The sequence below is a fragment of the Paraburkholderia lebeckiae genome (assembly GCF_050436325.1).
Lineage (GTDB): Bacteria > Pseudomonadota > Gammaproteobacteria > Burkholderiales > Burkholderiaceae > Paraburkholderia > Paraburkholderia tuberum.
The window spans coordinates 3,927,555-3,949,502 of record NZ_JBNDLZ010000003.1; the positions used below are offsets into that span (position 1 = coordinate 3,927,555).

General features: G+C 61.8%; 8 protein-coding genes, 1 tRNA gene and 1 pseudogene. 7 read left to right on the forward strand and 3 right to left on the reverse strand.

The genetic code is table 11. The annotated features are described in order from the left end of the window. Positions 1-257: 257 nt before the first annotated feature. Positions 258-578, reverse strand: a complete 321-nt coding sequence (locus tag OKW44_RS36165) for a hypothetical protein (protein WP_018417430.1) — start codon at positions 576-578, stop codon at positions 258-260. A gap of 3,057 nt (positions 579-3,635) precedes the next feature. Here OKW44_RS36165 and OKW44_RS36170 point away from each other — a divergent pair. The 5 genes from OKW44_RS36170 to OKW44_RS36190 all read left to right on the forward strand — a co-directional run bounded on the left by OKW44_RS36170 (position 3,636) and on the right by OKW44_RS36190 (position 17,376). Continuing rightward, positions 3,636-9,680 carry an Ig-like domain-containing protein gene (locus OKW44_RS36170; RefSeq protein WP_280785177.1) on the forward strand — a complete coding sequence of 2,015 codons (6,045 nt, stop codon included), beginning with the start codon at positions 3,636-3,638 and terminating at the stop codon, positions 9,678-9,680. A 117-nt stretch (positions 9,681-9,797) separates the two neighbouring features. Next, entirely contained in the window at positions 9,798-10,820 is a 1,023-nt protein-coding gene (locus OKW44_RS36175) for an OmpA family protein (RefSeq protein WP_280785178.1), read from the forward strand. Between the two features lie 618 nt (positions 10,821-11,438). Beyond that, a complete protein-coding gene (locus tag OKW44_RS36180; RefSeq protein WP_018417434.1) occupies positions 11,439-14,543 on the forward strand; it encodes a UDP-N-acetylmuramoyl-tripeptide--D-alanyl-D-alanine ligase in 3,105 nt (1,034 codons plus the stop codon). A 243-nt stretch (positions 14,544-14,786) separates the two neighbouring features. Then, complete coding sequence (locus OKW44_RS36185; protein ID WP_026225281.1) at positions 14,787-15,854, forward strand: alpha/beta hydrolase family protein; 1,068 nt, start codon at positions 14,787-14,789, stop codon at positions 15,852-15,854. A 580-nt stretch (positions 15,855-16,434) separates the two neighbouring features. Continuing rightward, positions 16,435-17,376, forward strand: a complete 942-nt coding sequence (locus OKW44_RS36190; protein WP_018417436.1) for a D-alanine--D-alanine ligase — start codon at positions 16,435-16,437, stop codon at positions 17,374-17,376. A gap of 189 nt (positions 17,377-17,565) precedes the next feature. On the opposite strand, the gene OKW44_RS36195 is transcribed toward OKW44_RS36190, so the two are convergent. Next, a complete protein-coding gene (locus tag OKW44_RS36195; RefSeq protein ID WP_018417437.1) occupies positions 17,566-17,736 on the reverse strand; it encodes a hypothetical protein in 171 nt (56 codons plus the stop codon). A gap of 143 nt (positions 17,737-17,879) precedes the next feature. Here OKW44_RS36195 and OKW44_RS36200 point away from each other — a divergent pair, with 143 nt between their 5' ends. Continuing rightward, positions 17,880-21,224: an ATP-binding protein gene (locus OKW44_RS36200; RefSeq protein WP_162633867.1), complete on the forward strand. Its 3,345-nt coding sequence runs from the start codon at positions 17,880-17,882 to the stop codon at positions 21,222-21,224. 131 nt (positions 21,225-21,355) lie between these two features. On the opposite strand, the pseudogene OKW44_RS36205 reads toward OKW44_RS36200, so the two are convergent. Beyond that, positions 21,356-21,568, reverse strand: a pseudogene (locus OKW44_RS36205) (IS481 family transposase); the annotation flags it as partial. 274 nt (positions 21,569-21,842) lie between these two features. Here OKW44_RS36205 and OKW44_RS36210 point away from each other — a divergent pair. Beyond that, positions 21,843-21,919, forward strand: a tRNA-Asp gene (locus tag OKW44_RS36210). Positions 21,920-21,948: the final 29 nt, after the last annotated feature.

Genomic DNA, 21,948 nt, shown 5'->3' on the forward strand with positions numbered 1-21,948 from the left:
ACAACTGTCTGTTTAGCCCTTACGCAATCGTGCACAGGCACCGCTGCTCGCGATTCCCGTGCCGAGAAATGTCTCGTTTCTGTCTCGTCAAATTCGAACTCGTCATATTTCGTTTTATTGCTCACCCATCAAGAATAGAGGGAGGTAGAGCAGCAATCTTGCGACTGCCATGTCGCCGTTTTCTATCTATACGCTGGCCAGGTGGACCAGCATACGCACTCAAAGAGGCACTACTAACTACTATGATGAGTACCAGTTCAGTGAAGCTGGCCGTTGTCGACGGCAGCACCATCAAGCAGACTGTTGAATTGCGCGGGTCCGCGCAAGGCGCTCCCGTTCGTGTAAGCGCCATCAAAGGTGGCAAATTCATTCTGGCCGAGAGCAAGACCGGCCACGGCCCCGAAAACATTACCGTGCGACGCTCCGGCAAGAATCTTCTGGTCAGCCTGGAAGGGGCGGAGCTCGACCAGCCGCAACTGATCATTGAGGACTTCTACGGCAATGAAGGCGAGCTGGTCGGCCTGGGTGAAGACGGGTCGTATCACGAATATATCGCTGCGGACGGCGAGGATGATCATGAGGCCGCTTTTCTTGTGGATGGCGCGGACTCGCCTCTGGTTCTGGGTGCGGCGCAACTGAACGGTTTCGGCGCGAATCTCGTCGCCGCGCCGGGTGTCGGTCTGGTGGGCTTCGGCCTCCTGGGCCTAGGCGCGCTTGCCGCGCTGGGTGCGGGGATTGCTGCCGCGAGCGGTGGTGGTAATGGCGGCAGCGCTCCTGCTGTAGTGGATGAACAGACGCCGCCGGGTGCAGTTGACGACGATACGGATACGGATGCGGATGCAGATGCCGATGCGGATGCCGATGCCGATGCGGACGCGGACGCGGACGCGGATGCTGATGCGGACGCGGACGCCGATGCGGACGCCGATGCGGACGCGGATGCGGATGCTGACGCGGACGCCGATGCGGACGCCGATGCGGATGCGGACGCCGATGCGGACGCGGATGCGGATGCTGACGCGGACGCCGATGCGGACGCCGATGCGGATGCGGATGCGGATGCGGATGCGGACGCGGATGCTGATGCCGACGCGGATGCTGATGCGGATGCTGACGCTGACGCTGATGCGGATGCGGATGCGGATGCAGATGCAGATGCGGATGCAGATGCAGATGCGGATGCAGATGCGGATGCTGATGCTGATGCTGATGCCGATGCCGATGCGGATGCCGATGCGGACGCGGATGCGGACGCGGATGCTGACGCGGATGCGGATGCGGATGCGGATGCGGATGCGGATGCGGATGCGGATGCGGATGCGGATGCGGATGCGGATGCGGATGCAGATGCAGATGCAGATGCAGATGCAGATGCCGACGCGGATGCCGATGCCGATGCCGATGCCGATGCTGACGCCGACGCGGATGCGGATGCCGACGCGGATGCTGATGCGGATGCGGATGCCGATGCGGATGCAGATGCCGATGCGGATGCAGATGCCGATGCGGATGCCGATGCCGATGCCGATGCCGATGCGGACGCGGACGCGGACGCCGACGCGGATGCGGATGCGGATGCGGATGCGGATGCGGATGCGGATGCGGATGCGGATGCCGATGCCGATGCTGATGCCGATGCGGACGCTGACGCTGATTCTGATGCCGACGCGGATGCCGATGCCGATGCCGATGCGGATGCGGATGCGGATGCCGATGCGGATGCCGATGCGGACGCGGATGCGGATGCGGATGCGGATGCGGATGCGGATGCGGATGCGGACGCGGACGCGGACGCCGATGCGGACGCCGATGCGGATGCTGACGCTGATGCGGATGCGGATGCGGATGCGGACGCCGATGCGGACGCTGATGCTGATGCTGATGCTGATGCCGACGCGGATGCGGATGCCGACGCGGATGCGGATGCCGACGCCGACGCGGATGCCGATGCGGATGCTGATGCCGATGCTGACGCCGATGCGGATGCCGATGCGGATGCGGATGCGGATGCGGATGCGGATGCGGATGCGGATGCCGACGCCGACGCCGACGCGGATGCCGATGCGGATGCTGATGCTGATGCTGATGCTGATGCTGATGCTGATGCTGATGCTGATGCTGATGCTGATGCTGACGCCGATGCGGATGCGGACGCTGATGCGGATGCGGATGCTGATGCGGATGCTGACGCTGATGCGGATGCGGATGCGGATGCTGACGCTGATGCTGATGCTGATGCGGATGCGGATGCGGATGCGGATGCGGATGCGGACGCGGATGCTGACGCCGATGCCGATGCTGATGCCGATGCGGACGCTGACGCTGATTCTGATGCCGACGCCGATGCCGATGCGGACGCGGATGCGGACACGGATGCGGATGCTGACGCCGATGCCGACGCGGATGCGGATGCGGATGCGGATGCGGATGCGGATGCTGACGCCGATGCGGATGCTGACGCCGACGCCGACGCCGACGCCGACGCGGATGCTGACGCCGATGCGGACGCTGATGCGGATGCTGACGCTGATGCGGATGCGGACGCGGATGCGGATGCGGATGCTGACGCCGATGCGGATGCGGATGCGGATGCGGATGCGGATGCGGATGCGGATGCTGACGCTGATGCGGATGCTGACGCTGATGCGGATGCGGACGCGGATGCGGATGCGGATGCTGACGCCGATGCGGATGCGGATGCGGATGCGGATGCGGATGCTGACGCCGATGCGGATGCGGATGCTGATGCTGATGCTGATGCTGATGCTGATGCGGATGCTGACGCCGATGCCGATGCCGACGCGGATGCGGATGCGGATGCGGATGCTGACGCCGATGCGGACGCCGACGCTGATGCTGATGCTGATGCTGATGCCGACGCGGATGCGGATGCGGATGCCGACGCCGATGCGGATGCTGATGCCGATGCTGACGCCGATGCGGATGCGGATGCGGATGCGGATGCGGATGCGGATGCGGATGCGGATGCGGATGCGGATGCCGACGCCGATGCGGATGCCGATGCCGATGCTGACGCGGATGCCGATGCCGATGCTGATGCCGATGCGGACGCTGACGCTGATTCTGATGCCGACGCGGATGCGGATGCCGATGCCGATGCCGATGCGGATGCGGATGCGGATGCGGATGCCGACGCCGACGCGGATGCCGATGCTGATGCTGATGCTGATGCTGACGCCGATGCGGATGCCGACGCCGACGCGGATGCCGATGCGGATGCTGACGCCGATGCGGATGCCGATGCGGACGCTGATGCTGATGCTGATGCTGATGCTGATGCTGATGCTGATGCTGATGCTGATGCTGACGCCGATGCGGATGCCGATGCGGACGCTGATGCGGATGCGGATGCGGATGCTGATGCGGATGCTGACGCTGATGCTGATGCGGATGCGGATGCGGATGCGGATGCGGATGCTGATGCGGATGCGGATGCGGATGCGGATGCGGATGCCGATGCCGATGCCGATGCCGATGCCGATGCCGATGCGGACGCGGATGCGGATGCGGATGCGGATGCCGATGCGGATGCCGATGCTGATGCTGATCAGGATGCGCCGGGCAAGCCGTCGGTTGACGAGGTCATTGACGACAAGGGTGCGATCCAGGGTCCGGTGGGCAATGGCGAGAGCACGGACGACACGACGCCGACGCTGGTGGGCAAGGGTGAGCCGGGCGACGCGATCATCGTGATCGACAACGGCACGCCGATTGGCGAGACGCAGGTCGACGAGGACGGCAACTGGAGCTTCACGCCTGAGACGCCGCTGGACGAAGGCGAGCATGAGTTCACGCTGGTGGAACGCGATCCGGCGGGCAACGAAAGCGAGCCGTCGGATCCGTGGACGGTGATCGTGGACACGACGCCGCCGGGCAAGCCGTCGGTTGACGAGGTCATTGACGACGAGGGTGCGATCCAGGGTCCGGTGGGCAATGGCGAGAGCACGGACGACACGACGCCGACGCTGGTGGGCAAGGGTGAGCCGGGCGACACGATCATCGTGATCGACAACGGCACGCCGATTGGCGAGACGCAGGTCGACGAGGAGGGCAACTGGAGCTTCACGCCGGACACGCCGCTGGACGAAGGCGAGCATGAGTTCACGCTGGTGGAGCGCGATCCGGCGGGCAACGAAAGCGAGCCGTCGGATCCGTGGACGGTGATCGTGGACACGACGCCGCCGGGCAAGCCGTCGATTGACGAGGTCGTTGACGACGAGGGTGCGATCCAGGGTCCGGTGGGCAATGGCGAGAGCACGGACGACACGACGCCGACGCTGGTGGGCAAGGGTGAGCCGGGCGACACGATCATCGTGATCGACAACGGCACGCCGATTGGCGAGACGCAGGTCGACGAGGACGGCAACTGGAGCTTCACGCCTGAGACGCCGCTGGACGAAGGCGAGCATGAGTTCACGCTGGTGGAACGCGATCCGGCGGGCAACGAAAGCGAGCCGTCGGATCCGTGGACGGTGATCGTGGACACGACGCCGCCGGGCAAGCCGTCGATTGACGAGGTCATTGACGACGAGGGTGCGATCCAGGGTCCGGTGGGCAATGGCGAGAGCACGGACGACACGACGCCGACGCTGGTGGGCAAGGGTGAGCCGGGCGACACGATCATCGTGATCGACAACGGCACGCCGATTGGCGAGACGCAGGTCGACGAGGAGGGCAACTGGAGCTTCACGCCGGACACGCCGCTGGACGAAGGCGAGCATGAGTTCACGCTGGTGGAGCGCGATCCGGCGGGCAACGAAAGCGAGCCGTCGGATCCGTGGACGGTGATCGTGGACACGACGCCGCCGGGCAAGCCGTCGGTTGACGAGGTCATTGACGACAAGGGTGCGATCCAGGGTCCGGTGGGCAATGGCGAGAGCACGGACGACACGACGCCGACGCTGGTGGGCAAGGGCGAGCCGGGCGACACGATCATCGTGATCGACAACGGCACGCCGATTGGCGAGACGCAGGTCGACGAGGAGGGCAACTGGAGCTTCACGCCGGACACGCCGCTGGACGAAGGCGAGCATGAGTTCACGCTGGTGGAGCGCGATCCGGCGGGCAACGAAAGCAGGCCGTCGGATCCGTGGACGGTGATCGTGGACACGACGCCGCCGGGCAAGCCGTCGGTTGACGAGGTCATTGACGACGAGGGTGCGATCCAGGGTCCGGTGGGCAATGGCGAGAGCACGGACGACACGACGCCGACGCTGGTGGGCAAGGGTGAGCCGGGCGACACGATCATCGTGATCGACAACGGCACGCCGATTGGCGAGACGCAGGTCGACGAGGAGGGCAACTGGAGCTTCACGCCTGAGACGCCGCTGGACGAAGGCGAGCATGAGTTCACGCTGGTGGAACGCGATCCGGCGGGCAACGAAAGCGAGCCGTCGGATCCGTGGACGGTGATCGTGGACACGACGCCGCCGGGCAAGCCGTCGATTGACGAGGTCATTGACGACGAGGGTGCGATCCAGGGTCCGGTGGGCAATGGCGAGAGCACGGACGACACGACGCCGACGCTGGTGGGCAAGGGTGAGCCGGGCGACACGATCATCGTGATCGACAACGGCACGCCGATTGGCGAGACGCAGGTCGACGAGGAGGGCAACTGGAGCTTCACGCCGGACACGCCGCTGGACGAAGGCGAGCATGAGTTCACGCTGGTGGAGCGCGATCCGGCGGGCAACGAAAGCGAGCCGTCGGATCCGTGGACGGTGATCGTGGACACGACGCCGCCGGGCAAGCCGTCGGTTGACGAGGTCATTGACGACAAGGGTGCGATCCAGGGTCCGGTGGGCAATGGCGAGAGCACGGACGACACGACGCCGACGCTGGTGGGCAAGGGCGAGCCGGGCGACACGATCATCGTGATCGACAACGGCACGCCGATTGGCGAGACGCAGGTCGACGAGGAGGGCAACTGGAGCTTCACGCCGGACACGCCGCTGGACGAAGGCGAGCATGAGTTCACGCTGGTGGAACGCGATCCGGCGGGCAACGAAAGCGAGCCGTCGGATCCGTGGACGGTGATCGTGGACACGACGCCGCCGGGCAAGCCGTCGGTTGACGAGGTCATTGACGACAAGGGTGCGATCCAGGGTCCGGTGGGCAATGGCGAGAGCACGGACGACACGACGCCGACGCTGGTGGGCAAGGGTGAGCCGGGCGACACGATCATCGTGATCGACAACGGCACGCCGATTGGCGAGACGCAGGTCGACGAGGAGGGCAACTGGAGCTTCACGCCGGACACGCCGCTGGACGAAGGCGAGCATGAGTTCACGCTGGTGGAGCGCGATCCGGCGGGCAACGAAAGCGAGCCGTCGGATCCGTGGACGGTGATCGTGGACACGACGCCGCCGGGCAAGCCGTCGATTGACGAGGTCGTTGACGACGAGGGTGCGATCCAGGGTCCGGTGGGCAATGGCGAGAGCACGGACGACACGACGCCGACGCTGGTGGGCAAGGGTGAGCCGGGCGACACGATCATCGTGATCGACAACGGCACGCCGATTGGCGAGACGCAGGTCGACGAGGAGGGCAACTGGAGCTTCACGCCGGACACGCCGCTGGACGAAGGCGAGCATGAGTTCACGCTGGTGGAGCGCGATCCGGCGGGCAACGAAAGCGAGCCGTCGGATCCGTGGACGGTGATCGTGGACACGACGCCGCCGGGCAAGCCGTCGATTGTCGAAGTTATTGATGACGTAGGTGCCATTCAGGGGCCGATCAATAACGGCGATACGACCGACGATGCCAGGCCGACGCTGGTGGGCAAGGGTGAGCCGGGCAAGATAGTGATTATCACCATCGACGGTAACGTGGCAGGAGCCGTGTTCGTGGACAACAACGGTGACTGGACGTATACGCCGCACGTGCTAGCCGATGGCTCGCATGAATTCAGGGCGCATTACCCTGATAGCGTGGAGGGCACGGATAATTTGTCGGATCCGTGGACCGTGATCGTGGAAACGGCCGCGCCGGACGCACCGTCGGTTGACAAAGTCATTGACGACGTGGGTCCGATCCAGGGCCCGGTGGCCAAGGGTGGGGTAACCGACGACGCGCGGCCAACCATTGAGGGTACGGCCGAAGCGGGCTCGACCGTCTCGGTGTACGAGAACGGCAAGCTGTTGGGTACGGTGGTGGCGAACGGCAGCGGTCAGTGGAGCTTTACGCCGTCCACAGATCTGGCCGACGGATCGCACAACATCACGGCGACCGTGACGGACACGGTGACCGGTAAGGTCAGTCCGGAGACGGCGGCCTGGCCGGTCACGGTGAATACCAGCGCGTCAGCACCGGTCATCACCACGGTGACTGACGACGTGGGTGCGATCCAGGGTCCGGTGGCCAAGAGTGGGGTAACCGACGACGCGCGGCCAACCATTCAGGGTACGGCCGAAGCGGGCTCGACCGTCTCGGTGTACGAGAACGGCAAGCTGTTGGGTACGGTGGTGGCGAACGGCAGCGGTCAGTGGAGCTTTACGCCGTCAACCAACCTGGCTGACGGATCGCACAACTTCACGGCGACCGCGACGAATCCGGCGACCGGTAAGGTCAGTGCGGAGTCGACGGCCTGGCCGGTCACGGTGAATACCGGCGCGTCAGCACCGGTCATCACCACGGTGACTGACGACGTGGGTCCGATCCAGGGCCCGGTGGCCAAGAGTGGGGTAACCGACGACGCGCGGCCAACCATTCAGGGTACGGCCGAAGCGGGCTCGACCGTCTCGGTGTACGAGAACGGCAAGCTGTTGGGTACGGTGGTGGCGAACGGCAGCGGTCAGTGGAGCTTTACGCCGTCAACCGACCTGGCTGACGGATCGCACAACTTCACGGCGACCGCGACGAACGCGGCGACCGGTAAGGTCAGTGCGGAGTCGACGGCCTGGCCGGTCACGGTGAATACCAGCGCGCCAGCACCGGTCATCACTACGGTGACTGACGACGTGGGTGCGATCCAGGGTCCGGTGGCCAAGAGTGGGGTAACCGACGATGCGCGGCCAACCATTCAGGGTACGGCCGAAGCGGGCTCGACCGTCTCGGTGTACGAGAACGGCAAGCTGTTGGGTACGGTGGTGGCGAACGGCAGCGGTCAGTGGAGCTTTACGCCGTCAACCGACCTGGCTGACGGGTCGCACAACTTCACGGCGACCGCGACGAACGCGGCGACCGGTAAGGTCAGTGCGGAGTCGACGGCCTGGCCGGTCACGGTGGATACCGGCGCGTCAGCACCGGTCATCACTACGGTGACTGACGACGTGGGTGCGATCCAGGGTGCGGTGGCCAAGGGCGGGGTCACCGACGACGCTCGGCCAACCATTCAGGGTACGGCCGAAGCGGGCTCGACCGTCTCGGTGTACGAGAACGGCAGGCTGTTGGGTACGACGGTGGCGAACGGCAGCGGTCAGTGGAGCTTTACGCCGTCAACCAACCTGGCTGACGGATCGCACAGCTTCACGGCGACCGCGACGAATCCGGCGACCGGCAAGGTCAGTGCGGAGGCGGGTTCGTGGAACGTGACCGTAGACACGGTGGCGCCGGGTGCTCAGCCGTCCATCTCGTATATGGGCAAGGACGCTGGCCTCTTGTCGACCGACTTCTTGACCAATGATGGTTCGGCCGGGCGCTACGTAGTTGGCCGTCTGACGGCATCACTCGCGGCTAACGAGAAGGTTCAGGTGTCGTTGGACGGCGGAAAGACCTGGCAGGATGCGCTGGTCAACGGGAACCGCTGGGTGTTCCAGGACAATACGACACATAACGCCTCCTGGACGATCCAAACGCGCGTGATCGATGCGGCCGGTAATATTGGCAAAATCGTATCGCAAGATGTAACGCTTGATCAGATTGCCCCAGCCATACCGGATGGGGTCAGCTATGAGGCCGGGGTCATCAGCTACAAACTGCCTGCGGGAACCAAGGTGGGGGATTCCGTCAGCATTCTCATGGGCGACCATGTCATATTTCAATACGTGAGCGCTGAGAGGCTCGCTGAGGGTAGAGGAGGTTGGCCGCTAGATCAGGTCGATCAGCTCGCAATTCAATCAGGCGCTGTATGGGGAGTTCGGATGGTTGATGAGGCTGGAAATTGCTCCGCTTATGTCGGGAAAGGTCCCATCGATACGACAGAGATGCATATCTTCCACATAGGCCCGGAGGCGGGCTTTTACGTCGGCACGGGCGGAGCCGACACATTCATCCTGGATGACGTGAGGAGTTTCGACAGCCATCCGGGGGGTAGTGACATTCTCCAAGGCAACGGCGGCATCGACACGTTGAAGCTGACAGGTGCAGGCCAGACCTTGGACTTGAGCAACGTTCACGTGAGGATGTCATCGGTCGAAGTGGTGGACATCACCGGCAGCGGCAACAACACGCTGAAGCTGTCGCTGGGCGATGTGCTTGACCAGGGCGGCCAGAACCTGTTCATCGCCGATGGTCGCACGCAGATGATGGTCAAGGGCAATGCGGGCGACAAGGTCAACCTGTCCGACCTGCTGCGGGACGACTGGGACGTCGGCAACTGGATGCAGCAGTCTGGCACCACGACCGTGGACGGCGTCGCGTATGACGTCTTCTACCACTCGGGTCTGAGCGCCGAACTGCTGGTACAGCACGGTGTCGATACGACGCTGCTTAACCACTGAACTCCGGATGGTCCGCGACGCATGACCTGCGTCGCGGACCCTGGACTTGACCAATCATTTGACCAGGTCCCCTGAACCGCTTCAGGCGGTGCGGGGAACCGTTTTTGGTGAACTAACATGACTTTCAATAAAACCCTGAAGCATGCGCTCGCAGGCGCATTGCTCGTGACAGCCGGCATCTTGCCCGCCGTCGCACAGCACACTTTCTCCAACCAGCAGTCGCTGGCTACCCGGGCAGGCGCATCCGGTGCCGGACCGATGGCCGGCGCCGGCACACAGCCGGGCAAGGTATTCGGCCAGACCTACGCGCCGGTTGGCCAGGTCGGCCCGCAGCAGGCGCAGATCGTCTACTACCGTGACGCATCGGCCGGGGCGGGTCGTTCGGCCGCCGCTGACGTCTACGTTGATGGCGAGCTGCAGACCGCGTTGCTGCCTAACGGCTACAGCATCTTCTGCGTGAAGCCGGGCGAACACACGCTGGGTGCGTACATCCACGATGCGCCGCTGTACACAGGCAAGACCACCGGTGGATCCCGCGCTGAACTGAAGGGCGGGATGACCTACTTCGTGAAGGTCAGGCCGGCTGGCAGCAATGACGCACCGATCATGGTGCCGCGCAACGAAGCCGAAGCCCAGTTGCAAGGCATGCGCGCCCAGATGCACGTGCTTTCCCGCGCATCGGCAGTGGAGGCGTGTGACCCTGCGTCGATCCCGGTGACGTCAGCCCCGGTGGCGCAGCCTGTCGCGGCGAAAGAATACACGCTCAAGGGCGACACGCTGTTCGCCTTCGGCAAGTCTGGCAATCGCGACATGACTGTCAAAGGCCATGCGGCAATTGCACATCTGGCTGAGCAGATTCGCGGGGAAAACACCTCGCTGCAAGCCGTGACGGTGATCGGCCACGCGGACCTGATCGGCTCGGCGGCGGCGGCGCAGAAGCTTGGCGAGCAGCGTGCGATGACGGTTCGCCGGATGCTGATCGAGCAGGGTATTCCGGCGCAGAAGATCACCGCGGAAAGCGCGGGCAATTCCGATCCGGTGGTCGCCGACTGCAGCGGCACGATGCAGCAGAAGATTGCCTGCAATGAGCCCAACCGCCGGGTGGTGGTGCAACTGAGTCTGTCGGGCCCGGCCCGATAAAGGCATGGGGGGATGCTGAGCCCTGATGTTGAGCCCTGAGGCGCGATCTTCCTGAATCGGGAAGGTCGCGTACCTACCGGCCTTTACCGCATGTCCAGGCAAACGGTGAGGGCCTTCCGAGAACGGGGAGTATCGCGATGACCAGACAAACAGAGATTCCTGCAATCAATGTGCTGCTCGCCTAAGCAGAGTTGCGCGACAGGGATCAGGTATGTTTTAACGGGAAGCTCAATGAGTTCGTGTTTGCGTCCCGATCGAGCAAACGTGAGTTCATCGAGCAGTGGCAGCGAGCGCTCACGGCTACCGGAACAACGCCGATAGACACGAATCTTCAAAATGAAGGGCACTGTCAGGCGTAGTCAGATCTCCAGGCTGCAACGGATTAGTTGCAGTTGCTGAAATGCAGATCCTGGCGGCTGGAGAATTTGCCGGAGTGCAGAGCATGAGTCTTTCGATCCACGCGGATCGTGCCCCTGCAAAAATCTCGAACAACAAATGTATATACTGAAGAGCGAAATCGTGTTCGGTAAGATTTTAATGTCTGCGGCCAGACGAGACATCGTCGCCAGGTATCTGGCCGCAGGCGTGCTGGCTGCCTCTACCCGAGGGTAAAACCACATGACATCTACCCCGTCTGAGCACGCGCGTCCCCACCCCACAGGCTTCGCCGCATTATTCGCGCGATTGCGCTCCGTCGTTGAACCGCAGGTCAATCCCCTTGCGGCGTCCTGGCCGCCCTTTGTCCTGTTCTTTTCATGGAGCGACGGGCAGCGGCGGGCCGACGTCGTGACCACAACGGCGACGACATTTGCCGAGGCCTGGGACGCAGGCATGGAGCAGGTGACGCAGGCTGCCGGCGCGGCCGGACTGGTCGTCCAGTGGCTTCGGGTGGACTGGGTTACCAGCGTTGAAGGCATGACCTGGGAGGCACTGCGGGGCCGCCTCGAACAGACCCGGCGCAGTTATTTTCGTTGCGGCCTGTCGCTGGACAGTAATTTCAGGCATGCCTTTCTGGAGACCGAACTGAATGGCAATGCCATGCTGTATGGCGGCCCGGCACAGACGCATGCGGTTGTGAACACAAAGAACTTCGAACGGTATGCCGCCATTCGGCACCAGCTTGCCAGCGTGAATTTCGAGGATCAGCAAAACGTTAATGTGTTCTCGACCCGCGGGGCGTTCGCAAGCCTGCAAGCGCCGGAGGTACACCTTCTGCACGGGACTGGTCTGAACGCGGGCCGCCGCATCATCGAACATCTCCGGCCGGCAGACGTCAGGGCGCTCGTCGCATCCGGCAGCCGTTATCTGGCCGGCCAGGTACAGCCTGGCGGGCGCTTCCACTATGGCTGGCATCCCTGTTTCGATCGCGAAATCGGCACTTACAACACCCTGCGTCATGCAAGTTCGATCTATGCGATGCTCGAAGCCTGGGAAGTGACCCAGGACAACGACCTCAAGACAGCAATCGACGCAGCGCTGCATTATCTCGTCAATGAACTCATCATGCCGGCGGAATTGCCGTCCGGTGCCCGCGCGGCGTTTCTGGTTGACCGGCAGGGCGAAGTCAAACTGGGTGGCAACGGCGTGTGCCTTCTGGCGCTGGTCAAATACAGCCAGCTGACCGGCTCAGACGAATATCTGACTCTGCTAGAACAGCTCGCAACAGGCATCCTCTTCATGCAGGATGCGGACACCGGCAAATTCAGCCATGTGCTGAACTATCCGGATCTGTCGGTTAAGCAGGCATTCCGGATCATCTATTACGATGGCGAAGCGGCCTTCGGCCTGATGCGCCTCTATGGTCTGACTGGCGATGCGAGGTGGCTCGCAGCAGTAGAAAAGGCGTTCGGCCATTTCATCGAGGCAAAACACTGGAAGGCGCATGACCACTGGCTCAGTTATTGTGTGAACGAACTGACCCGTCACAGGCCACTGGAAGCGTATTACAAATTTGGAATCCAGAACTTCGCCACCTATCTTGATTTCGTGGCTGAAAGGGTGACGACGTTTCCAACCCTGCTTGAATTGATGACGGCTGCCGAGCAGATGATTAGCCGCATGCAGCAGCAGCCAGGCCTGGAGCACCTGCTTGCCGAGGTCGATCTGGATAAGTTCTTCCATGCACTGCATGCGCGGGCGCAGCGCCTGTTAGATGGCCATTTCTGGCCTGAACTTGCCATGTACTTTGCCAATCCGGGCAGGATCACCGGCAGCTTCTTCATTCGCCACCATGCCTTCCGGGTCCGCATTGACGATGTCGAGCACTATCTATCGGGTTTTGTCGCCTATCTGAACTATCTGGAGTCGCAGCGGCATTCAGTATCCTCAACGCTGGCGCGGGAATGGAACGCCTCCCTGATCGAGGCGGCCACGCAGGGGACGTGGCTCAAGCAGCCGCCATTGGGGTGGACGGCGAGCGGCCTTTGCATTTACGCGCCTGCCATGCAGCCTGGAAACGTCGTGGTTGCCCGAACCGGCGAGGTAAGCCGGGGGATCCCTGTTCCTGTCATTCGACAGATGCAGCCGCGCCCGGCGGGTGTTATCTCGAGCCATTCTGATGTGCAGGCTCAACTTGCCGATTTGCCGGTCCTGCATGTCGCAGATACGGCCGCGGCAATTCTTGCGATGGGAGCCTATGCACGCAGCCAGATGAGCGGCACTGTCCTGGCGGTGACCGGAAGCGCTGGCAAGACCACACTCGTGGCCATGCTGGCTGACGCCCTCAATGCTTACGGTCCGACAGCGGCGAGCGCGTTCAACGCAAACCTTCCCCAAGGTGTGAGCTGGAATCTTGCGTCAATCAAGTGGGACACCCCTCATGTCGTCCTGGAAGTTGCCGTGGGCAAAATGAGACAGAGCGCGGCCATTGCCCGCCCGGACGTCGGCATTTTCACTAACATCCAGCCTGCTCACCTCGGGAAAAACAGCACAATCACTGATATTGCCCGGACCAAAAGCATGCTTTTTCTTGGCATGTCTGCGGGAAGTGTCGTGGTGCTCAATCGTGACATGCTGGAATGGGATACCGTCTACCAGGCGGCCATCGAACGGGATCTGAAAATCTTTACTTATGGCACGACTGCCGAGAGCGAGTTTCAATTGGTGGATCATGACGTGTCGGGGCAGCGGGTCGATGCGCGTATTAGAGGGCGCGATATCACCTATCCGATCGGGGCCGCAGGCTTGCACATGGCGTTGAACAGCCTGGCAGTACTTGCCGCTGTCTCGGCGCTCAACTATCCGTTCGAACCTGCGCTCGAACGGATCGCACGCTTTGCTGCCCTGTCCGGCCGCGGCGAGGAGTTTGAGCTGACGCTCGACGGACGGCACGTGACCATTGTCGACCATGCCTACAATGCCAATCCCGGCTCGATGCAGGCCGCTCTGGAACATTTGCGGGACATGAAGAATGCAGCCAGACGAGTCGCTGTGCTGGGCGAGATGGCGGAGCTCGGTCCCCAGGCGTCGCTGCTTCATACCGACCTGGCTGCAGTGGTCGAGCGTTGCGGGATCGATCGCGTCTATGTCATGGGCAAGCTCTATACCGACTTCTGGGAACGGTTGCCGGCTGCACGCCGTGGGCGCTACACGAATTCGCTTGACGAATTGAAGCTTGCACTTCAAGAAGAGCTTGTCGACAAGGACGTAGTGCTGCTCAAGGGCTCGAACAGTACGCGTCTCCATGAGGTCGTAGCGTGGCTGAGGGCTGGCGCGCAAAAGTAGCATTGACCTCTGGCCCTGCGAGCAATGGGTCTTCAGGCGTGCCTGAACGACCCGAAAGCTTCCAGCGCTCACCCCGATGGCGGTAAGCCGCGCGGGGTAGTCTGCGCGCAGCACGGGACCCGAATGCCAAATCAGCCGTACTACCCAAGGTGCTCGCCTGCGTCTGGTGCAGGCGAGTTCGTTGCCTGCGCGCTGGCCATCGTTGATCATTTCTTTTCTGCATAACCTCACGGAACCTTATTTATGAAATGGTTTGGCCGACATTGTCGGCGTTTATCGCACCTTCTGCGCTGGAGACTCCGGCGCTTCCTGTTCGTTGTCTTTGGCGTTTTGGGCGTTACCGAACCCGGTCTGGCGGACCGACCCACACTGGGGCCGTTTGAGACTCCACGGCCTGGGGAGCTTAATATCCCTGTGGGACGCGAGCCATTCGATGCCGCACAAGCCCTGAACGGTTCATTCAGTTCACCGGAACACTGCGCGCGAGTGCCCGATAGCCTGTGGGTCGAAGTCAACGGCAAGGGAGATTGCATTCGATACTACGCGCATGGATTGTCCGGCAGCGAAAGCCCCACTGTGCTGGTTTATTTCAGCGGGGATGTCATGCTGAGAACGACGAAGGGAGTCAGGTACGTTACACAATCCTACCTGTCTGTTTCGCCCATGGAGATTGGGAAAGATATGGCTAAATGGTCCGCTGATTCCGGCCGTCCCACGCTCTATCTTGCCCGGCCGGGTATCTATGGCTCCTCTGGCGACCATAACATGCGCCGCACGCATCGCGAGATCGAACTGATGGATCGCGCACTGGACATGCTCAAGGAGCGTTACAACATTGCATCATTCATTCTGACCGGACATTCCGCAGGAGGCCAGATCGCCGCTGCGCTCCTGAACAGACGCGGAGACGTCGCGGCATCGGTGGTTTCTTCTGCCCTTGTTTCCGCCAAACAGGTCGCGGCGTACTGGGAATACAAGCGGGAAATCCCCGGTCGACTGCTTTACGATGCCCGGAGCTATTACGATCCTGTGGACGAAATCGGGCGCATTCGCCAGGATCCACGACCGGAAATCTATGTGATTTCTGATCCGGAGGATCGTGTGGTTCCCTTTTACAGCCAGCTGTATTATGTCCGCCGTCTGCGTGCCGCCGGCCTCAAGCCGCATCACATCTACGCCAATGCTCCCGGGCCGCAACATCACCTGCTCGCCGGACACGCGAAACGCGCTGCAACGCTTTTGGCTCAAGGGAAATCAGCGAAGGAAATCCACATGGCGCTTGCAGAACTTGACCTGTCGCAGGTTAAGTAAGCCACGAAAAGGTGCGACCTCCGGGGAGCACTGACTGGCGTTGTCATGGTGAGGAGCATTGGTCAGCAAATCGGGCCGGGCGTGGGGGGCTGACGTTGATGCCGTCAAGCGACCCATGCAGCCGATTCGTAGTGGTCCGAAAGCTCGTTGTGTCGTTGTCGCCGTCAGCCTGCGGCAGCCGATCGGACAGACCGCGCGCTTTCGTTTGGGTAGTTGTTTCCGTCGTTACGTTAGCCCGGAACAGCATCCACTGTCGATGGACACCTGACGGTATTTTTCCTAAACTTGTTCACGGCTGGTTGCTTGTTATTCGCTGCGTCCTTGGCTTCGACAGTGAGATTTGTGGTTGAAAGTTGCCGCCTCAATTTCCGTTCCGATTTGGCTGTATGACGCTTCGAAACCGGGCTCGTGCCGAAGTTGCTTGCGATGGGATGATCGCGAAACGGTGGTCGTGGGTTTGAGCAGGGGGCTATGTTTTTTGTCGCGCGTTAGGGGCACCCCCAGATACCGGCCTCGCTGGTCAAAGTCTCGATTAGCGGACGAGAAGATAAAGGTGCCTTGCGCATAAATAGGGAGCTCGATGGACAGTATCGATCCGAAGCGATTCGGCAAGGTGGCAGTGTTGTTTGGTGGAGTGTCCGCCGAGCGTGACGTGTCGCTCAATTCTGGTTGTCTCGTGTTGCAGAGACTGCGCGATGCAGGCGTCGACGCACACCCCTTCGATCCATCCACGCGGCCGTTGTCAGCGTTAAAGGACGAGGGCTTTGTGCGCGCGTTCAACGTCCTGCACGGCGGCTACGGCGAAAATGGACAGATTCAGGGCGCGCTCGATTTTTATGGGATCCGATATACGGGCAGCGGCGTGCTTGGTTCGGCGCTCGGGCTGGACAAGTTCCGCGCGAAACTTGTGTGGCAGCAACTGGGTGTTCCGACGCCGCCGTTCGAGGCCGTGATGCGCGGCGACGATTACGATGCGCGTGCGCAGGAGATCGTCGCGCAACTCGGGTTGCCGCTATTTGTGAAGGCGGCGAGCGAAGGCTCAAGCGTCGCCGTGATCAAGGTAAAAGCGGCCGAGGCGCTACCCTCAGCGATCGCGGAAGCAGCAAAGTTCGACGCTATCGTGCTGGTCGAGAAGAGTATCGAAGGCGGCGGTGAATACACTGCGTGCATTGCGGGCGACCTCGATCTGCCGGTCATCCAAATTGTGCCAGCGGGCGAGTTCTACGACTATGACGCGAAGTACGTTCACGATTCGACGCAGTACCTGATTCCATGCGGACTGGCATCCCAGGAAGAGATGCGCCTGAAGCAACTCGCGCGCCGCGCGTTTGACGTGCTCGGTTGCTGGGACTGGGGGCGTGTCGACTTCATGATGGATGGCGAGGGCAAGCCGTACTTCCTCGAAGTGAACACATCACCAGGAATGACCGATCACTCGCTGTTGCCGAAGGCTGCTCGCGCGGTTGGTATCAGCTATCAGGAACTGGTCGTGAGGGTATTGTCGCTCACGCTGAAGGATTGACCTCGCCGAGAGGTGTAGCAGAGTTCGTCAATCCGGTCCCGGCGTCGGCGCCCTGCTGGGTAAGGGCTGTGGGGCAATCGCAGTCCCGACCGGGGCAAAGAACGGCGTTGTCACATTAGCGTTCACGCGGCGGAAGATTGGCAGGCGATGCCATCATTCAAAGCTTAACGGACGGAACTAGGGCGACGCCTATGAAAAACGCCACGCATTGCGCGGCGAACTATTGGCGATAAAGCGAACAGCGCAGCAGTTGATGTGCTTCACGCTTGCCAGCGCGGCGAGTTCTGCTTTCGCGGTCAGGTAAATGCGTAACAGGTCGGTAACGATTTTCTTCGGTGCTTCGGGACAGGCCGTCAGCACGCGTGTAAAGAAGCGTTTCGCTGTTGCGCCGCGCGGTGGATAATCAGATTGTTATCTGCCACGTGAACCTTCCTTCGAGGGGGCACCCGGCGAAAGCGTCAACTCCGCTGGCACCTATGACTCCATACGCACAACGTAATGTGTTGGACCGCTTTCGCCGCTATCAGCATTTGTTGATGTTCGGCGGCGGGGCAGTGGTAACGGCGGTGGTGCTGGTTGCGTTCGTCCTGAACACGGTGGCCACTGTACGTACCTATGTTGCGCTCGAGCATCAAGAACTGATGTCCGGCGTGAACCGGCTCACCGACCTTAACTCGCGCAACGTCGTGCTTATGCAAAACGGCGTCCGGCTCATCGAGGTCGCCTGGAGGGCCGGCGAACAGGCCGAGCCACGCCTTATCGAACAGTTCACAGGCAATGGCCAGATGCTTCGTCTTCAGCAGGCCCCAGATCATCTGCCGGTGCTCGTGGTGGGTGCCTCGTCTTCAACGCCTCCCGATTTGTTGGCAACCCGGTACATTCGGCTTGCTAAACAGATAAGTCAGGCGGCGACGGCAGCTTCCGAACGAAACGGAGGCCTGTTGACATTCTGGTTGTACAGACCTGATCGTCCACTGCTCATCCTGGTACCATCGCCTGACGATGCCCGGATGGCGACGTTGCTTGCCGATCGTGCTGCTTTTTTTTCTGCACTCGCGGGACCTGGCGGCAATCTCCTTGTTCCGCGAGACGTGCCCTTGCTCGATCCCCGCACCGGGGGGCGTGCATTTCGGTGGCTCCCTCCCTACGATAGTCCGTTAAGCGGCAGGCGATCAGTTCGAGTTGCAGCGACCCTGTTTGACAAGGAGCGGAAGCCGTTCGCCGTCGCTGTTTACGAGTTACCGGTCACCATTATCACTGCCGCTCTAGGGGAGAGTGGGCTTGACGGCTCTCTTATGCTCTTCGCGCGCAATGGACAGGTTATCTCTTCATTTTCGCGTCAACCGGTCGACCCGAAGGCGTCGGATACCGCGCGTGCTTTAGGTGTCGCAGGAATTGTCGAGCCGACAGGCAGGATCTTTCGTGACGGCCACATGCTGTTTGGCTGGCCAATCGGCGAGACTGGCGCAACGCTCGTGTTTGCGCAGTCGTGGCGCTCGATTGCCCGGGCACTGACTGGTCAGATTGGAACGTCGGCCGCGACGACTGGAGTGATCCTCCTCGTGGTGTGGTCGCTGATTCTACTGTTCAACCGGCGCGTGTTCCTGCCTGTTCTTGAGCGCTCTCGACGCGTGTTCGAGAGCGAGCACCTGAGCCGCGCGCTGATCGAGACGGCACCGGTAGGGCTCGGGCTGATTGCCGTGGAGAGCGGTAAGCCGTTGTTGCGCAGTCCGACGATGATCGAGGCCGCGGCGCGGGTGATCCTGCCGGCGGGACGGACACTTTCGGCAGAACTGGTTCACCGTCACCGGCAACGCGCAGATGTAAGCGGTGTAACCGGTACAAACAGCATGGCGCACGAGGCGTGGTCGCTGCCGACACGCGAGGGTGGGACGATGGATCTCTCGGTGAGTGTCGTGCCGGCGCGCTACCAGGGCGAGGACGTGCTGGTGACGGCGTTCACGGACGTGACGGTGGAAAAGCGCCTCAATCGGCAACTGCGGGAAGCAAAGCAGGCGGCGGACTCGGCCAATGCCGCGAAATCCGCTTTCCTGGCGGCGATGAGCCATGAGATCCGCACACCGCTCAACGCGATCCTGGGGAATCTCGAGCTGCTGTCGCACTCGCAGCTCGATGCGCTGCAGCGTGACCGGCTGAAAACGATTCGGGGTTCATCGGACGGACTGCTTGCAATCGTGAGCGACGTGCTGGATTTCTCGAAGATCGAGGCCGGTGAGATGACGCTCGAGCCGATCGTGTTCGACGCGCAGGAGGTGGCCTCGCGGGCTCTGACGATGTTCGGGCCGGTGGCGCGGGCGAAGGGCGTGAGGTTGTCGGGCGAATTTGGCACATCGACCACTCGACCGATGCAGGGCGATCCGACGAGGCTTGGCCAGGTGATGAACAATTTGCTGTCGAACGCCATCAAGTTTTCCGGGCACGGAGAGGTGACATTGAGACTGTCGGCGGAAGCGGGCAGTGATAATCAGCCAGAGCTTGTGATCGAAGTTGAAGACAGCGGGATCGGGATATCGCCAGAGCAGCAGGCGATGCTGTTCCGCGCGTTCAGCCAGGCGGATACGACGATCAACCGTCGCTTCGGTGGCACCGGTCTGGGACTGGCATTATGCGCGCGGCTGACGGATGCGATGGGAGGGACGATCGCAGTGCACAGCGTGCCCGGCGAGGGCAGCCTCTTTACGGTGCGGGTGCCGCTGGGCGACTGTCACGGCGAGCTTGGGCTGGATATGCCGCACTTTGAGGGCGAGCAGGTGCTGTTCGTCGCGGCGGCGGACACCTGGCACGCGTATGCGGTGCCGGCACTGGAGGCCTGGGGGCTGAAGGTACAGGCGTATCGTCATCCTGCGCAACTCGATCTGGAGACGCTGGAGGAGGCGGATACCCTGATTGTCTGCGGCGAGCACGACACCTGGCATGCGGACGACGTCCGTCGTCTGCTGGAAGCGTCGTCCTGGATGATTGACTGCAGCGCGGAAGGACCGGCGTATCCCGTAGCGACGGGACGGGCGGTGAAGGTCTCAAGCTATGGTCTGAAAGGGCTGGCGGCGGCGCTACGCCATACCTTGCAGGGCATGCCGCTGGAGGCGGGCAAAGAGACACAGCGGGTATTGTCGCGCCGGCTGAAGGTGCTGGTGGCGGAAGACAACGCGGTGAACCGGGAACTGTTCAGCGAGCAGTTGAAGATGCTCGGCTGTGAGCCGCAGGTGGCGGAAGACGGGCTGCAGGCGCTGGAACGTCTCTCGCGGGAGCGCTTCGATGTGCTGGTGACCGATCTGGCGATGCCGGTGCTGGACGGTTATGGGCTCGTGCGAGAGGCACAGGCACGCTGGCCAGAAATGCCGATCGTGGTGGCGACGGCGAGCGTGACGCAGGAGGAGCGAGTGCGTTGCGAGGCAGCCGGGGTAATGCGGGTCGTGGCCAAGCCGCTGCAGCTGGACGAGCTGTCGGCAACGCTGTCGGAGGTGACCGGCATGCCGGGTGTGGCGGTGCAGGCGGAGGAACAGGAACAGGAACAGGAACAGGAACAGGAAAGGAAACGTGATGGGATGCTGGGCGGCCGTGCAATGCCAGCCCACGTGCGGGCTACATTCCTGAAATCGTGCGAAGAGGCGCTGGCGGCGATCCATGCCGCGTACGATGCCGGCGACGCGGCCCGGATACTCGCCGAGTTGCATTCGTTGCGGGGCGCGCTAAATGTGTTTGGATACCGCACGCTTGCAGAGCAGTGCGCTCAAATGGAAGTCGCGATATCGAAGGAGGGTGTCGGGGCGGCGCAGGACATGATTGATGCTTTCGATAACCAGTTGAGTGCCACTATCCTGACTTGATCCACTTGAAGTTTGAAGTTTGTTGGGCTCGAAGAACTGCCAGCTTCGCGATCCCGGCACGCGACTCGCTGATTTGTATTAGTCTGGACTGCACCTGACAGGTAGTCGGGCGAGTAAAGGAAGAAGGCGATTTAGTGAGGGATCAGTTTCTCCCTGGCGAGCCCGAGCGAATCGAGGAAGGTTCGCATGGGTGTCTTGCCATAGCACCATCGTCCCTGATGTTCGCGCTCATTGTTGTACTGGTCAAGCCATAGGTCGAGATCATTCTGCAGGGCGGCGATCGAGTCGTAGATCGTCCTGCGGAAGGCGATGCGATAGAACTCGTTGAGCATGCGCGCGGAAAAACCATGGCAATCAACTCACCAACAAAGATCTGAAGGCCGAGGCTGCGCTTGATGTGAAAGGTAATGCTTCAAAAGCGGGTTGTGCAGACCTTCCTTAACGGCCGTTCGTGCGATGGCCCTGGTCATGCTAGTCGTTGGCACGATTAGTAATACTGGTCATATTGACATTTATCGGGATCATCTTCCATGTAGCGACGCAATCGGGATTCTTGCTTTTTGAGCAAGGTTCTTGCTGGAAAAACGCGGGCAGACATGCTAAGGTTAACTTCGAAAAGGAGTGGTAGTTCAGTTGGTTAGAATACCGGCCTGTCACGCCGGGGGTCGCGGGTTCGAGTCCCGTCCACTCCGCCAACATCTCAAGAAAGTTGTCAACTTTTTCG

What these genes read in the sequence shown, in the direction of transcription:
- OKW44_RS36180 (WP_018417434.1), top strand. Translation starts at nt 11,439, where the DNA reads ATGACATCTACCCCGTCTGAGCACGCGCGTCCCCACCCCACAGGCTTC.
- OKW44_RS36190 (WP_018417436.1), top strand. Translation starts at nt 16,435, where the DNA reads ATGGACAGTATCGATCCGAAGCGATTCGGCAAGGTGGCAGTGTTGTTT.
- OKW44_RS36175 (WP_280785178.1), top strand. Translation starts at nt 9,798, where the DNA reads ATGACTTTCAATAAAACCCTGAAGCATGCGCTCGCAGGCGCATTGCTC.
- OKW44_RS36185 (WP_026225281.1), top strand. Translation starts at nt 14,787, where the DNA reads ATGAAATGGTTTGGCCGACATTGTCGGCGTTTATCGCACCTTCTGCGC.
- OKW44_RS36165 (WP_018417430.1), bottom strand. Translation starts at nt 578, where the DNA reads ATGATCATCCTCGCCGTCCGCAGCGATATATTCGTGATACGACCCGTC.